Genomic DNA, 13783 nt, shown 5'->3' with positions numbered 1-13783 from the left:
GCTGGCGGTCCGAGGGCGGGTGGATTTCGTCGGGTGGCTTCCGACGATCTGGGCGCGAAACGGCACCCATGACGATGTGCGAGCGCATTCGGCGGCGGCATCGCTTCGATGACGCGCAAAGGCCCAGGTGGTGAAAATCTCCCGGATGCTTCGTCGTCCGTTTGCCTCCTCGAGATTGTCATGGGTGCCGTTTCGCGCCCGGGAGTTCGGCGCGGGATGGTTGGACGTTCTGTGGCTTGCCGGTAACGGTTGGATGGAGTGCGCACGAGCTTCATAATCCTCGGGTATGTTCAGGAAGAGAGGGCCGGCGCAGGGCCGGCGTGAGAACGACGCGAGGAGGATAGGCGATGGCGCAGGAGGCGAACAGCAGAAAGGGAAAGTTGGGCGGGCTTTTCGACGACCTTTCGATAGCCCAGGTCGTTGCGGGTGCGCTTGCTGCGGTTACGTCCATGCTGCTAGCCTCGCAAATCGGAATCTACGGTTCGGCGATCGGCGTGGGCGTGGGCTCGGTGGTGTCGGCCGTGGCATCGCAGCTGTACAAGAAGTTCCTGCAGCGCTCAGCCGACAAGCTCAAGGAGATCCATCCGGGCGAGACGCTGGCGATGGGCTCGAAGGGTTCGGCGGGATCGAAGGACGGCGCGAGTGCAGGCGGAGGCGCGGGTGCCGCAGTCGGCGCGGGGTCGGTCGCGGGCTCGCACGCTGCGGCGACCGCGAAGCTCGATGCTGCCGAGACGACGGCGCTCCCGAAAGAAGCCGCGCGCGGCCGGGCGCCGCATGCGGACACCTCGCTCGCCGGCGGCACGGTGGTGCAGCGGGCGCGCGCCGAGCGCCAGCGCAAGAAGAAGTTCAAGCGCGGCGTGGTGATCGTGTCCATCGTGTCGGCGCTGCTGGCGGTGGCGGTATCCGCCTTCGTCATCGACTTCGTGTCGGCCGGCCAGGGCGTGGGCGCGAAAACCGAGCCTATCCTGCCGTCGCGCAGCCAGCCGGTCGACGACGCCCCGGCGGCTTCCAACGGCAAGGACGCTTCGACGGGATCTTCCTCGCCCGAGGAAAGCGACGCGTCCAAGGACGGCGCGAAGGATCAAGGCGAGAGCCAGTCGGACGGCAAGGGATCGTCGGGGTCGGGCTCCGGCTCGGGAACCGATTCCGGGTCGAATTCCGGGTCGTCGTCGGGCGACCGGGGATCGTCGAACTCGGGATCCGGCTCGGGGTCGACGGACTCGAGCGGCTCTTCCGGATCGAACGGCTCGTCGGACGGCGGCAGCGGTTCGGGCGGCGGGAGCGGCAACCTGTCGGATTCGGGCGACGGATCGAGCGGCAGTTCCGGCAGCGGCTCCGGCAGCACGGGCGCGCCGACGGGCTCCAGCGGTGCGGCCGGCTCGACCGCGGGTTCGGGGACGGCCGGCTCTGCCGGAGCGGCGCAGCTGGCGGCGAATCCGCCTGCGGCTTCCGTCGCGTCCTGACGTCGCGACGCGGGGTATACTGAGCGGCATGACTTCAACCGCCTACAGCTTCGATGCCGCGCTCGACGAGGGAGGCTGCTTGCGCGTCCGCTTCGCTAAGGACGCACTGCGCCCGCACGCTCGGTTCTCGCAGGATGCGGGGTAGCGCGTGGAATTCGGCATCACCATACCCATGCAGCGCCATGTGGGCCTGCCGCGCCCGCCGTACGGCGAGGTGGACGACCTGCTGTTCTGCTGGGAGGCGCACCGCATAGCCCTGGGAGGTTGCGATATGCTGCTGCTGGCGAACGCGAGCAACCGCTTCGCCGCGTTCGCGTGCATGCAGCCCGGGGAGTGGCGCGACTGGGAGCGCTCGGCGGTGTCGGCGCTGCGCGCGTCGCTGGCGGCATGCGGCTTCGCCGAGGGTTCGATCGACGCGTACCTGTTCTTCGGCGGGATTCCGGTCGTGACGCGCACGCACGGCCGGCGCCCCGTGGCGTTCATGAACGTGCTGGTGGACAAGCTGCTGCCGCTGGCGCTTCCCCTTCCGTCCGACGAGGGCGAGCCGTTCCCGCACGAGCTGTGCCGCCTCGCCAACGAGCATATGGCGTGCAAGGCGGCCGGCTTCGAGGGTATCGGCCTGCCGGCCGAGCGCTTCGCGGCCGACCTCGCGCGTCTGGGAATCGGGCGGGCGCGGTAGGCGTTCCGTGCTGCCGCGCATCTTCGCCCTAAAAACACGCCACAGCGCGTGAGGCGTGTTTTCGAAGCGATGATGCGTCGACGCGCATCGCAGGCGCCATGCCGCCGCGACCGCCGTCGTTCGAAACGGACGGTTCGGACTCGGAAACCGACCGCTTCGGGCGACAATGCAGCGGGCTTCTCGCGCGGCCGATCCGGCGGCCGTGCTACCATGGTCGCCGACAGAAAGGACGTGCATGACGGCAACCGGCGACACCGCCACCTCGAAACTGGAACTGATCATGGGACGCGACGGCCTGGCGCGCCTTGCAGATTCCACCGTCATGGTGCTGGGCGTGGGCGGCGTGGGCTCGAACTGCGTCGAGGCGCTGGCGCGCGGCGGCGTGGGGCGGCTCATCGTGGTGGACCACGACGTGGTGCAGGCCAGCAACATCAACCGCCAGGCCATCGCGTTTCGCAGCACCATCGGCCGTAAGAAGGTGGACGTGGCGCGCGCGATGATCGCCGACATCAACCCCGAGGCGCAGGTGGAGGCGCTCGACCGGTTCGTGCTGGCCGAGGACGTGCCCGAATTCCTGGACGCCTACGCCGACAGGGTGGACTACGTGGTGGACGCCATCGACACGATCTCGGCGAAGCTGGCCGTCGCGCAGTACGCCGATGCGCACGGTGTGCGCCTCGTCAGCAGCATGGGAGCGGCCAACAAGCTGCGGCCCGAAGCTTTCCGGTTCGCCGACGTGTTCGACACGGTGAACTGCCCGCTGTGCCGCATCATGCGCAAGGAGGCGCGCAAACGCGGCATCCGCCGCCTGCGCGTGCTGTACTCGTGCGAGCAGCCCGTGCCGGTGCCCGTGCGCGAGGGTGCGGAGCGCCGCGAGCGGTCGAACCTGGGCACCGCCTCGTTCGTGCCGCCCATCATGGGCCAGATGATAGCCGGCGAGGTGCTGTGCGCGCTCGCAGGCGTTGGCGCGCATGCGGGGGAGGAGCACGCATGACGTCGGAAGCGCCTCGCCTCGGACGCGCGCATCCTCCGGCAGATCGCCCCGAGCCCGCGGCGTACCCGACCGAACCTTCCGAGCCTGTGCAGCGCCCGTCTTGTCATCCTGGGCGCAGCGCGCAGCGCGGAGTCGAAGGATCTCGAGCGGCGTCAGCCAGTGCGCTGTTCGACCTGCACTGTCACCTGGACTTCGATCCCGACACGCGGGCGGCTGCCCAGGTGCTGGCCGAGCTCTGCATAGGCGCGTTCTCGACGACGGTGACGCCGGAGGGCTACGAGCGGGCGCGCGGGCTGCTGGAGCCGTTCGGCAACGTGCGTGTGGGGCTGGGCCTGCACCCGTGGTGGATCGCCGACGGCCGCTTGGGCCCGCAGGACGTGGCGCTGTTCGAGCGGTTGGCGAAGGACGAGCGCTTCATCGGGGAAGTCGGCCTCGACTTCGGCCGCGATCGCGCCGAGACGCGCGATGCGCAGGTCGCGGCGTTCGAGCGCGTGGCGCGGGCGTGCGCAGGCGGCGGCAAGGTGCTGTCGATCCACGCCGTGAAGGCTGCGGGCGAGGCGCTCGACGTGCTGGAGCGCGCGGGCGCGCTGGTGGGAAACGCCTGCATCTTCCATTGGTTCTCGGGCGCGTCCGATGAGCTGCAGCGCGCCGTCCGCGCCGGCTGCTTCTTCTCGATCAACCCGCGCATGCTGGCGTCGAAGCGCGGCCGTGCCTACGCCCAGGCCGTCCCGGCAGAGCGCCTGCTGCTGGAAACTGACGCCCCGTCCCAGGCGGGCGAGCGCTACGATGCGCCCGCCGAAGCCGCTCGGCTCGCCGCCATGCTCGAAGCCCTCGCCGACCTACGTCGCACGCCCCGCGACGACCTTGCCGCCCGTATCGCGCGGACCAGCCGGCAGCTTTTCGCCTCCGCCTGACGCGCTCTTCGTCAGCCGGCGACTTCTTCAAGCACGCGCATCCGCTCGCCCATGTCTTCGCGCATGTCCCAGGCTGCGTACGGCAAGGCTTCGAATGCAGGAGCGGTTTCACCTGCGATTTCGATGGCGCTGGGTACACTGCTCGCGAGTTCGGCGCAGATGCGCGCGATGTCCTTGCGATCCACGCCGATCGCGGAGCCGAATTCCAAAATGCTGCTAGTCGAGACGTCGTCGATGACCGATGCCGATCCGATCCTCATCCCCATCGATCGCGAGAACCGTTCGAACCGAGTTGTCGAAACGAGGTCGTACGCAGGCGCAAGCCGGAAGCTCTTCCAGGTGCTCGTGTACAGGATCGACAGGTTCTTCAAGTGATTGTCGCAGTTGCCTACGAGGTAGTTGAAGCACGTGATCCGCGCAAACGCTTCCAGATCCTCGATAGGGCGAGAGGATCGCATCCGGATGAACGAGCCGACCGCTGCGGCGGTGGAGGGCTCGAGCTCGCGGTATTTCGCTTCGGGCGGTACTCCGAACGCTTGTGAGAGGTCTTCCTGATGAAGCCTTGAAACGACTGGCTCTCCTCGGTTTCGAAGTTGCCGTCGGTCGTAGCGTTCGACGCATAGTACCGGCCTCCCGAAGTCGAGCAGATGCACTGGCGCGACGGCGATCCCGCATGCGGCCGCCGCTTTCATGCACAGGTACTCGAGCAGCGGGATGTCGGGAAGCGATCCCGTTTTGAGGATATGGGTCGAAGCGGCACCGTCCAAAGGTTGGAGCCAGCCTTCATCCATGGGCGCGCCCGGCATATGCGCGAGCCCCGCTTTCCCTTGCGTGCCGGCAAGGGAAAGCCGCGCTTCGGAATTCGATTCGGCAAGCTCTTCCATGGCCGAGAACAGGGCGCGAAGATCGAAGCCGCTCAAACGGCGGTACGAACCTCGCGGATTCGGTGCCTCCCCGTTCGTGATCGCGACGTCCCCTATGGTTTCCAGCCCGCATCGGAGCAACAGCAGCAGGTAGTCGTCGGGCTCGATGCCGAGCTGCGCCGCGATCGCCCGCCGTGCCGCACCTTCGGGCAAGAGGCCGTCGAAATAGGGCACGAGCGCCGATTCGCTATAGGCCTCGTTTCGCAGAGGGAGCGAGCAGGAGACCGCTCGCGCGTCGGGGTCGGCGAGGTAGCCGGGATCGTAGGAGAACGTGACGGGATCGAGGTTGATGCGTCCGAGCAGACGCGGATCGGAACCGTCCATTCTGAATACCGAGAGCGCATCCATCAGGCATCCCTCGAATCGGCGCTCAGATCCATGCCGAGCGTTTGGAGGACGCGCAGGGTCTTCCCCAGCTCGGAGGTTTCCTTGCCATTTTCCAGGTTCGACACGAAATTGATTCCGACGCCGGAGAAGCGCGCGAGCTTCGATTGGGTGTATCCCTTGCGCTTCCGCTCCTCCCGAACGATGCGCCCCAGCTCTTGCGCTGTTGCGTATGTTGCCATAAAACCTCGATTCATGCGTACGAGGGAATACTTGCCCTGTTGCTAGTTTTTCATTCGTACGCATGAATTCTAGCATATTGCAAGGAATTCATGCGTACGAATGAATTCCTGATCCAAAGCACAGAAAAAGAACGCGCGCGGGCCTCCGAAGAGGCCCGCGCATGCGGAGGGAGGGAAGGAAGGAAGGAAGGAAGGAAGGGAAAGGCGTTCTATTCCTTTGCGATGAGCTCGCGGGCGGCGATGCGGCCGAACACCATGCATTCGGTGATGTTACCGCTGCCCTGGTACTTCGCGGCCCAGATGGATCCGAACTCGCCCGACGAGTACAGGTTGGGGATGGGCTCGCCGTCCACGTCGAGGATCTGCGCCTTCTCGTTGCGGCGCGGACCGCCGTCGGTGTTGAGGATCTCGGGGATGCAGGGGATGGCGTAGAACGGCGGGGTGCTGACGGGGGCCAGCTGGTCGGAGGGGCGGTGGAACTGCTCGTCCACGCCGTTCTCGCACGAGGCGTTCCACACGTTCACGGTGTTCACCAGCTCGTCGACGGGCACCTCCATGAGCGCGGCCAGCTCCTCGATGGTGTCGGCCGTGAGCGCGTAGCCGTCGGCCACCGCGTCGATGGCGGGGTCGATCTCGGTTTTCTCGGTTTGGTTCTGCAACGTGTTGTTGGCCACGTCCTTGCCCATGTAGGCGCCGAAGCGCTTGCCTTCGGAATCGTACACGAACCACTGCTTGTCGGGCAGGGGGAGCATCTTCCACTCGCCGCCGAAGTTCTGGTGGCCGTGGCGGCAGCCGTAGTGCAGCGACAGCGGGCCTTCCTCGCCCTTCGTGAACATGGTGGTGCCTTCCCATTCCTGGTAGAAGCGGCGACCGTTGACGCCCACCACGATGCCGAGCGCCTTCTTGAGGCTGCGGTACGGCATGGTCTTCTCGCCGTCCAGGCTGATGCCGTTCGACCAGGCGCCCGCGAAGCTGTTCATGTGCCACATCCCGGCGCCCAGCTTCGCGCAGATGCGATGGCCGTCGCCGGTGTTGGTAGAGGCGCCCGCCGCGTGCATGCGCTCGAACGACAGGTAGTCCTGCAGCATCTCGGGGTCGTTCTCGAAGCCGCCGCAGGTCATGACAACGCCCTTGCGCGCCTTCGCGTAGACGCTCTTGTTCTTGTCCTCGTACACCGCGCCGATCACGGCCTTCGTCTCGGGATCCTGCACGAGCGCGGTCAGCGGCGCGCTGGTCTTGCGCGTCACCTGATCGGGGTACTGCTCCAGAACCGAGCTCAGGAACTTGCTGATGTGCGTGCGGTCCTCGTCGGCGTTGTCTTTCTTGAACTGGCATTTGGAGAACGATCCGGAATTCTCCAGCTCGAACCATTCGGCCTTGCCGTCGCCCTGCGGCGTGACTTTGACGTCGTCTTCCTTCATGCCCAGGCCGCTCAGCCATTTCCAGTTCTCGGCGGCGCCCTGCGCGTACGTCTCGTAGACGGACGCCGGCGTGGCGCTCATGCCGCCCAGCATAGCCTTCATGTACACGGCGAACGCGTCGGGCTCGTCGGTGATGTGGAACGAGCCGCTGCATACCGGCGAGTTGCCGCTGCCGATGAGGGTGGAGCCTTTCTCCAGCAGCAGCGTGGAAAGGTCGCCGCCCTCGGTGGCCATCGCGACGGCCGTGGCCAGGCCGGCTGCGCCTGCGCCCACGACGATGACGTCGTACTCCTCGTCCCACGCGATGTCGGCCACGGACGTGGCGGCGTCGTTCGCGGAGTTCTGCGCCGGTTTCGGACCGCATCCCGCCAGTCCGAGCGCCGCCGCGCCCAACGCGGCCATGCTGCTCGCCTTGATGAAGTTGCGTCGCGAGAGCGCGTCTTTCTTCTCCATGTCTCCTCCTTGGTTTCGGTGCTTCTCGGCGAGAGCCCCGTGCTTCCCGCCGTGTTGAATCTGCCTGCTCACCATACGACGATCCACGTGCGGGCGATGAGACCCGGATCGGAGCAAAGGCCTGGTGAGCGTGTCGCCCGAATCGGGCGAACTTGCACGTGCGCTCGGTTAGGGAGGGACGCGAGCGCCGTTCCGTGCGATAATGCGGCACGGGAGGGAGGACTATGGAAAAGAAGGCGGACAGGCGGGAACGCAAGGAGGCATCCGGAGGATTGCGGGCGGGCACCGTGTCCATGGCGGTGGGGTTCTTCGTGTGGTACACGTGCTCCAACTGGGTGAGCGCGCTGACGTACGACGCCTCGTTCTCGTACTGGTGGCTGAACAAATCGGGCGCCGTGGTGCTGGTCACGCTCGTCGCATGCGCGATCCTGTGGCGCGTCCCCGTGCCGGCGCGCGTTGCGAGGAGTCTCGATTGGATGTTCGCGGGCGTGTACGCATGCTCGTTCGTCGTGCTGCTCGGAGGGGCGGGCATGGCGGAGCCGATTGGAGGCCTGCTCGGCCTGCTGCTGTTTGCGGCAGCGCAAACCTGGATGGTCGTTCGCTGGGGGTCGTGCTACGCTCGCTCGTCCACCGACGACGTGGCACGCGCGTTGCTGCTGGCCATCATGCTGGTGGCCGCCGTGAAGTGTGTGACGACGTTTCTTCCAGAAGCAGCGACGATGGCGCTCATGCTTGCGCTTCCGTTCCTGTCGATGGGGATGCTCGCGGTTCGTTTGCGCGACGAGGCCGACGAGCGTCCCGCCGAGCAGTGGTTCACGCGCGCGTCGATTCCCTCGTTCGGCCGTATCGTGGCGGCGATGGCGGTGTTCTTCTTCATCTGGTCCATCCTCAACATGACGTTGAAGCACGGCACCGGCCACTACAGCTTCGGCATGGCCGCCACGCCGCTGTACACGCTGCTGTCGCAGGCCATCCTCTTCGTGTTCTGCGCGTTCGTGTACTGGTGGGTGTTCAGGCTCCGGCGGCATCTCGACATCACCGTGGTGTGGCGCTTCACGTACGTGCTGATGGCGGTGGCGCTGTTCATGCTGGTGACGTTCGGCATGGCGCAGTTCATCCAGGCGTTCACGGGAGCGGCGGTGGTGGTGGCGAAGATGTTTCTGTGGCTGGGATTGGCCAACGTCGCGCACCACGGGCCGTTCAAGCCGTTCATGGTGTTCTGCCCGGGCATGCTGCTGTACTCCTTCCCCGATTGGCTGGGACGCAGCGCCGCATCGTTTCTGGGGCTTGAGACGTTCGATCCCGTCATCGCCTCGTTCATGCTGGTGGTGACCGTGGTGATGGTGGCGTTCTTCCTGCCGTCGCGCTCGCCCGACGTGCAGCTGCTGCTGTCCGACCTGAACGGCGACGAGCGCCGCGCCATCGGGGAAGGCGACGGCATCGACGAGCGGTGCCGTACGGTGGGGGAGCGCTGCGGGCTCTCGCCGCGCGAGATCGAGATCATGCAGTACCTGTGCAAGGGCCGTTCGCGCCCCTACATCGCCGAGACGCTGTACCTGTCGGAGAACACGGTGCGCACCCATTCGCGCCGTATCTACGGCAAGCTCGACGTGCACAACAAGCAAGAGCTGCTCGACTTGGTGCGCGGGGAATAGCCGCGCGGACCCTGGAGGGTCGGCCGTGCTCGTCGACAAGCCGGCAGCGAACACCTTGCGCTGCATTCGTCCAGCTATCTACTCCTCTTCGACTATCGATGAGCCTTCCGAACGATCGCCATTGAACCAGCGCCATGTCTCGTTCATTCTCAGCTTTCCGTCGGCGCGTCTCGTCGGACGGCTCCAACATTCTCCTGCGCGTACTTGACCTGCGACATTGAGGTGGTGATAACAGAAGTGCAGATTGCCTTGCTCGTCGGCCATTCCTAAAAGGCTGCCGCGCACGATATCCCCGCCTTCATAGTGCGCCCAGACGGTGCTTCCGCTTTGGCGGTAGTGAAACCTTGTGCGCCCGTCCACCTCTCCGTTCGACGAGTTTTCCTTCGATATGAATGTTCGACCATCGTAAGACATACACCCTCCTGTTGATGAAAATGCCTACAGCTTAAGCAGCGCCGATTGATTCTGCACGTTGGCGAGACTCGTTCATGGTTTCTCCACGCAAGATTGACGGATCTCCGAGTGTCCGATGACGGTTGCGCTCGTTCGCGTCGTCCGTTCGCTTCTCCGCGTATCGTGAGCGAATATGCAGGTTCGCATCGGCATCGAAGGAGGTTGCGCATGTTGGAAAGCACGGTGCACGACGTGGCGCTTGTGTTCGAGGGCGGCGGGATGCGCAACTCGTATTCGGCTGGCGCGGTCAGCGTCATGCTGGAGCAGGGGCTGTTCTTCGACGACGTGTACGGATTGTCGGCGGGGGCGACGAATGCGATCGACTACGTTTCGCGTGACGCGCGTCGCAACGAGTCCTCGTTCACCGTCTGCCTCGACGATCTCTCGTTTCGCTGGTGGGTGACGCCGTTCGTGGATACCGACGGCGTCAGCGCAGCGCTGCACGGGGACGCGCGGGTTCGCTCGGGCTGCGCGCTGCCTTTCGATTTCGCCGCCTTCCAGGCGAACCCGGCGCACGTCACCTTGCAGGCCATCGACCGCGACACGGGCGAGACGGTCTATTTCACGCGCGACGATGTTCCTACCGAGCAGGCGCTCATGGAACGCGTCCGCGCCTCGACGAGCTATCCCATCGTGCTGCCGCCGACGGTCGTGGACGGACGCGCGCTGTACGACGGCGGCATCGGACGGGGCGGCGGCATCATGGTGCCGCGCGCGATGGACGATGGGCTGAGCAGGTTCTTCGTCGTCTGCACGCGCCCGCGCGGCTTCCGCCGGCCGCTCAAGCCCAACCGCTTCTACGACGCGTTCTTCTGGCGGCATCCGCGCATGCGGGAGGCGCTTGATACCTGGAACCGGCGCTACGACGCCGAGCTCGACCGGCTCGACCGGCTCGAGGCCGAGGGCCGCGCCTACGTGTTCTACGCGAACGATCAGGGCGTGAAGAACACCGAGCGCGACGCGGAGAAGCTCGCGCGCAACTACGAACGCGGCCGTATGCAGGCTTTATCCGAATTCGACAGGTGGGAGCGGTTTCTCTCAGGGCAGGGGGCTTGAGCTTCCAGACGCCGCCTCGCGCACGAATTCGGTAGCCTATGTGCGGCAAAATCGGAGTTTCGAATCCCCCTTTGACGCACAATGCCCGCCCGAGCGCTTTTTCCGGGCGGGCCCAGGTTCCCGCCTCGCCCTATCCGGCATGCGCCCGCCGCCTCGCCATCGGCGCGAGGAACCCGGCTTCGTGGCGGTCTTCGACGGGGAAACGCCCTCGGATGTTTCCCCGTCGAAGCCCGCCACGGGCCGCGTCCCCATCCCTCTCCTTCCGGGAGCCGGTGCCGCATTTCCGTTCATGCACGCTTTTGTCAACCAAATCGGACCGGTGCGCGCTGAAATGATTGACAAAGGCGTGCATGGGCGGAAGGCCGCACCGTTCCGGCACGGCGCGCGGGCGCCGCAACGGGAGCCGCTCCACCGTGCCCGGGCCCATGCGGAAAGCGCCTGTTCGACGCATTCGTCCTGACCGCGCGCAAAGCATGATCGCATAACGCCCGTCGGCGGGCGTTATGCGTTAAAGGGGGAGTCAGAATCGGGGTTTTGGCACGCCGAATCGGCGAGAGCTCGATGATTCGGAACCCCACTTGGGGCGATGAGGGCACGCGCAAGCGCGATGCCCTTCCGAAGGCTCGAACCGAACGCGCGGTGTGCCAAAACCTGGATTTTGCCGCACATAGCACTTTAAAGACGTGCACGCCCGCGGTGCGTCGACCCTTAGCGGAAATCCTCTTCGTCGGCGTGCTCCCAGCCGAACAGCGCGTCGCCCACGAGGTGGAACGTGAAGGGCAGCGGCGGCTGCACGTCGCCGTTGTCGATGCGCTCCGCGACGCCTTCGAGCTCCTCCAGGAGGTCGAAGAACGACAGCTCGTCGAGCGAAGGCATGCCCTGCGCCACCTCTTCCGGCGAGATCAGCAGGATCTGCAGCACGATGTCGAGATAGCCGTCGAGGCGAGCGTTGTCATCCAGCAGCGCCTCCACGTTGTCGCGCCCGAAGAACGACTTCTCGATGCAGTACCAGCCCACGGCCTCGGGCGCATCCTCGTCGTCCAGGTAGTTGCTGAGGATGATGCCGTTGTCCTCGAGGTCGTTCACGGTGAAGCACGACACGAGCGTCTCGGGAGTCACGAGCGGTTCGTCGTTCTCGTCAAGATCGCTCATCACGTATACGAGCTCGGCTGCCAGCCCGTCTGCGCCCACGTCGAGCGCCAGCCCGTAGCAGTAGCCGGGATTGGCCTTGCGCGTGCCCCAGTAGAGCTCGCCGTGGTGTTCGAGAAGCGTTTTGACGGTAGCGGCCATGAGGATCCCCTTCGCGCGACGTGCCTGATCGGATCAGTCGAGTATAGAGCATCGTGGCGAGCGGTGGTACGATGGTCGGCGACTGAAAGGAAAACGACATGCCGATCATCCACCTCGAAGACCTCGACGACCCGCGGCTTGCCGCGTACTCGGGCATGACCGACGCGCAGTTGCGCGATTGCCCCGACAGCACGCACGGCCTGTTCATCGGCGAGTCGCGCAAGGTGATCGAGCGCGCGCTGGCCGCCGGGGTGCGGATGCGCTCGCTGTTCATGGAGGAGAAGTGGCTCGATCAGACGATGCCGCTCGTCGATTCGCTGCTGGCCGACGATCCCGACTTCCCCGTGCTCGTGGCCACGCGCGAGCAGTTCCGCGCCCTGACCGGCTATGAGGTGACGCGCGGCGCGCTGGCCGCGTTCGAGCGCCCGCCCTTGCCCCGCGTGGAGGATCTGCTGGCGAGCGCGCGCCGAGTGGCTGTGTTGGAGGACGTGACGAACTACACGAACATCGGCGCCGTGTTCCGCTCGGCGGCGGCGCTGGGCATCGACGCGGTGCTGGTCACGCCGTCGTGCCACGACCCGCTGTACCGTCGCGCCGCGCGCGTGTCGATGGGGACGGTGTTCCAGGTGCCGTGGACGCGCATCGGAAGCGAGCGCGCCTGGGCGGCCGAGGGCGTGCCGCTTCTGCGCTCGCTGGGCTTCTCGACGGCCGCGCTCGCGCTGTCGGACGAGGCGATCTTCCTGCACGACGAGCGCCTGCGCGGCTGCGACAAGCTGGCGCTGGTATTGGGCACCGAGGGCGACGGCCTCGCGCCTTCGACGATCGCGAGCTGCGACTACACGGTGAAGATCCCCATGGATCACGAGGTGGACTCCTTGAACGTGGCCGCCGCTAGCGCCGTGGCTTTCTGGGAGCTCCGCACGAAGTGGCGCGATTGAGCGTCGTCTACTCCAAATCCAACCCGTCGATCACTTCCCGGAGCGCTTTCGCCGACTCGTGGAGCCTTGCCAGCTCGTCGGTCGACAGCGGGGCGGGCACCTGGTACTCGATGCCGTTCTTGCCGACCACGGCGGGCATGCTCAGCACCACGTCGTGCAGGCCGTGCACGCCGTGCTGGAAGTTCGACACGGGCAGGATGGGCTTCTCGTCGCGCACGATGGCCTCGCAGATGCGCTTCACCGACATGGCGATGCCGTAGTAGGTGGCTTTCTTCTTCGCGATGATCTCGTAGGCGCTGTTCTTCACGTCCTCGGCGATGCGCTGCATCGACTCGTCGTGCTCGAAATGGCCGCGCAGCTCGCAGAAGTCGTTCACGGGGATGCCCGATATGTTCGCCGTGCTCCATGCTGCGATCTCGCTGTCGCCGTGCTCGCCGATGATGCGCGCGTGCACGTTGCGCGGGTCCACGCCGAGGTGCTCGCCCAGGATGTACTTGAAGCGCGCGGTGTCCAGCACCGTGCCCGATCCGATGACGCGGTTCTCGGGCATGCCCGACAGCTTCAGCGCCACGTGCGTGAGGATGTCCACCGGGTTCGACACCACCAGCAAGATGCCCTGGTAGTCGCGATGGGCGATTTCGGGGATGATGGACTTGAAGATGCTCACGTTCTTATGCACGAGGTCCAGGCGCGTTTCGCCGGGTTGCTGGTTCGCGCCGGCCGTGACGATGATGATGGCCGCATCGGCCGCGTCGTCGTAGTCGCCCGCGTAGATGTTCATGGGGCCGGCGAAGGGCATGCCGTGCGCGATGTCGAGCGCTTCGCCCTCGGCGCGGTCGCGGTCGACGTCGATGAGCACCATCTCGGTGAACAGCTCGCTCTGCATCAACGCGAACGCGGTTGCCGAACCCACGAACCCGCACCCTACGATGGCCACTTTCCGATCGTTGATAACGCGCTGCATACGCTTCCTTCCGT

13 protein-coding genes are annotated in these 13783 nt (G+C 65.9%); 7 read left to right on the top strand and 6 right to left on the bottom strand.

The window, feature by feature from the left end; genetic code table 11:
• Positions 1–347 precede the first annotated feature (347 nt).
• From GT590_RS07250 to GT590_RS07235, 4 genes are all read left to right on the top strand, one after another.
• Positions 348–1463: a hypothetical protein gene (locus tag GT590_RS07250; protein ID WP_114538240.1), complete on the top strand. Its 1116-nt coding sequence runs from the start codon at positions 348–350 to the stop codon at positions 1461–1463.
• 148 nt (positions 1464–1611) lie between these two features.
• Positions 1612–2142 carry a hypothetical protein gene (locus GT590_RS07245; protein WP_114538241.1) on the top strand — a complete coding sequence of 177 codons (531 nt, stop codon included), beginning with the start codon at positions 1612–1614 and terminating at the stop codon, positions 2140–2142.
• A 235-nt stretch (positions 2143–2377) separates the two neighbouring features.
• A complete protein-coding gene (locus GT590_RS07240) occupies positions 2378–3136 on the top strand; it encodes a ThiF family adenylyltransferase (protein WP_015761040.1) in 759 nt (252 codons plus the stop codon).
• Complete coding sequence (locus tag GT590_RS07235; protein ID WP_227791388.1) at positions 3133–4050, top strand: TatD family hydrolase; 918 nt, start codon at positions 3133–3135, stop codon at positions 4048–4050. The genes GT590_RS07240 and GT590_RS07235 overlap by 4 nt, the downstream gene beginning before the upstream one ends.
• An 11-nt stretch (positions 4051–4061) precedes the next feature.
• Here GT590_RS07235 and GT590_RS07230 read toward each other — a convergent pair whose 3' ends face one another.
• From GT590_RS07230 to GT590_RS07220, 3 genes are all read right to left on the bottom strand, one after another.
• Positions 4062–5297 (bottom strand): HipA domain-containing protein, encoded by a 1236-nt coding sequence (locus GT590_RS07230; protein ID WP_229068557.1) that lies wholly within the window; start codon positions 5295–5297, stop codon positions 4062–4064.
• Between the two features lie 23 nt (positions 5298–5320).
• A complete protein-coding gene (locus GT590_RS07225; RefSeq protein ID WP_114551973.1) occupies positions 5321–5539 on the bottom strand; it encodes a type II toxin-antitoxin system Y4mF family antitoxin in 219 nt (72 codons plus the stop codon).
• Positions 5540–5748: 209 nt separating this feature from the next.
• Positions 5749–7413 (bottom strand): FAD-dependent oxidoreductase, encoded by a 1665-nt coding sequence (locus GT590_RS07220; RefSeq protein WP_158295164.1) that lies wholly within the window; start codon positions 7411–7413, stop codon positions 5749–5751.
• A 224-nt stretch (positions 7414–7637) separates the two neighbouring features.
• Here GT590_RS07220 and GT590_RS07215 point away from each other — a divergent pair, with 224 nt between their 5' ends.
• On the top strand, positions 7638–9068 hold the full coding sequence (locus GT590_RS07215; protein ID WP_114555409.1) for a response regulator transcription factor: 1431 nt from the start codon (positions 7638–7640) through the stop codon (positions 9066–9068).
• Between the two features lie 78 nt (positions 9069–9146).
• On the opposite strand, the gene GT590_RS07210 is transcribed toward GT590_RS07215, so the two are convergent.
• The gene (locus GT590_RS07210) at positions 9147–9482 is read right to left on the bottom strand and encodes a n-acetylglutamate synthase (RefSeq protein WP_086414793.1); all 336 of its coding nucleotides are present in this window, start codon (positions 9480–9482) and stop codon (positions 9147–9149) included.
• Between the two features lie 207 nt (positions 9483–9689).
• Here GT590_RS07210 and GT590_RS07205 point away from each other — a divergent pair, with 207 nt between their 5' ends.
• On the top strand, positions 9690–10577 hold the full coding sequence (locus GT590_RS07205; protein ID WP_139912424.1) for a patatin family protein: 888 nt from the start codon (positions 9690–9692) through the stop codon (positions 10575–10577).
• A 708-nt stretch (positions 10578–11285) separates the two neighbouring features.
• Here GT590_RS07205 and GT590_RS07200 read toward each other — a convergent pair.
• The gene (locus tag GT590_RS07200) at positions 11286–11867 is read right to left on the bottom strand and encodes a hypothetical protein (protein ID WP_114551975.1); all 582 of its coding nucleotides are present in this window, start codon (positions 11865–11867) and stop codon (positions 11286–11288) included.
• A 98-nt stretch (positions 11868–11965) separates the two neighbouring features.
• On the opposite strand from GT590_RS07200, the gene GT590_RS07195 reads away from it, so the two are divergent.
• Positions 11966–12805, top strand: coding sequence for an RNA methyltransferase (locus tag GT590_RS07195; protein WP_139912425.1), 840 nt, complete (start codon positions 11966–11968; stop codon positions 12803–12805).
• Between the two features lie 7 nt (positions 12806–12812).
• On the opposite strand, the gene GT590_RS07190 is transcribed toward GT590_RS07195, so the two are convergent.
• Positions 12813–13769: an L-lactate dehydrogenase gene (locus GT590_RS07190; RefSeq protein ID WP_139912426.1), complete on the bottom strand. Its 957-nt coding sequence runs from the start codon at positions 13767–13769 to the stop codon at positions 12813–12815.
• Between the last annotated feature and the right edge of the window lie 14 nt (positions 13770–13783).

It is taken from the genome of Eggerthella sp. BIOML-A1 (genome assembly GCF_009875595.1).
GTDB lineage: Bacteria > Actinomycetota > Coriobacteriia > Coriobacteriales > Eggerthellaceae > Eggerthella > Eggerthella lenta.
This window is presented reverse-complemented; position numbering and strand designations above follow the sequence as displayed.

Excerpts from the sequence above, each read along its gene's own strand:
- GT590_RS07250 (WP_114538240.1), top strand. The coding sequence starts at position 348 with ATGGCGCAGGAGGCGAACAGCAGAAAGGGAAAGTTGGGCGGGCTTTTC.
- GT590_RS07240 (WP_015761040.1), top strand. The coding sequence starts at position 2,378 with ATGACGGCAACCGGCGACACCGCCACCTCGAAACTGGAACTGATCATG.
- GT590_RS07235 (WP_227791388.1), top strand. The coding sequence starts at position 3,133 with ATGACGTCGGAAGCGCCTCGCCTCGGACGCGCGCATCCTCCGGCAGAT.
- GT590_RS07230 (WP_229068557.1), bottom strand. The coding sequence starts at position 5,297 with ATGGACGGTTCCGATCCGCGTCTGCTCGGACGCATCAACCTCGATCCC.
- GT590_RS07225 (WP_114551973.1), bottom strand. The coding sequence starts at position 5,539 with ATGGCAACATACGCAACAGCGCAAGAGCTGGGGCGCATCGTTCGGGAG.
- GT590_RS07220 (WP_158295164.1), bottom strand. The coding sequence starts at position 7,413 with ATGGAGAAGAAAGACGCGCTCTCGCGACGCAACTTCATCAAGGCGAGC.
- GT590_RS07215 (WP_114555409.1), top strand. The coding sequence starts at position 7,638 with ATGGAAAAGAAGGCGGACAGGCGGGAACGCAAGGAGGCATCCGGAGGA.
- GT590_RS07210 (WP_086414793.1), bottom strand. The coding sequence starts at position 9,482 with ATGTCTTACGATGGTCGAACATTCATATCGAAGGAAAACTCGTCGAAC.
- GT590_RS07205 (WP_139912424.1), top strand. The coding sequence starts at position 9,690 with ATGTTGGAAAGCACGGTGCACGACGTGGCGCTTGTGTTCGAGGGCGGC.
- GT590_RS07200 (WP_114551975.1), bottom strand. The coding sequence starts at position 11,867 with ATGGCCGCTACCGTCAAAACGCTTCTCGAACACCACGGCGAGCTCTAC.
- GT590_RS07195 (WP_139912425.1), top strand. The coding sequence starts at position 11,966 with ATGCCGATCATCCACCTCGAAGACCTCGACGACCCGCGGCTTGCCGCG.
- GT590_RS07190 (WP_139912426.1), bottom strand. The coding sequence starts at position 13,769 with ATGCAGCGCGTTATCAACGATCGGAAAGTGGCCATCGTAGGGTGCGGG.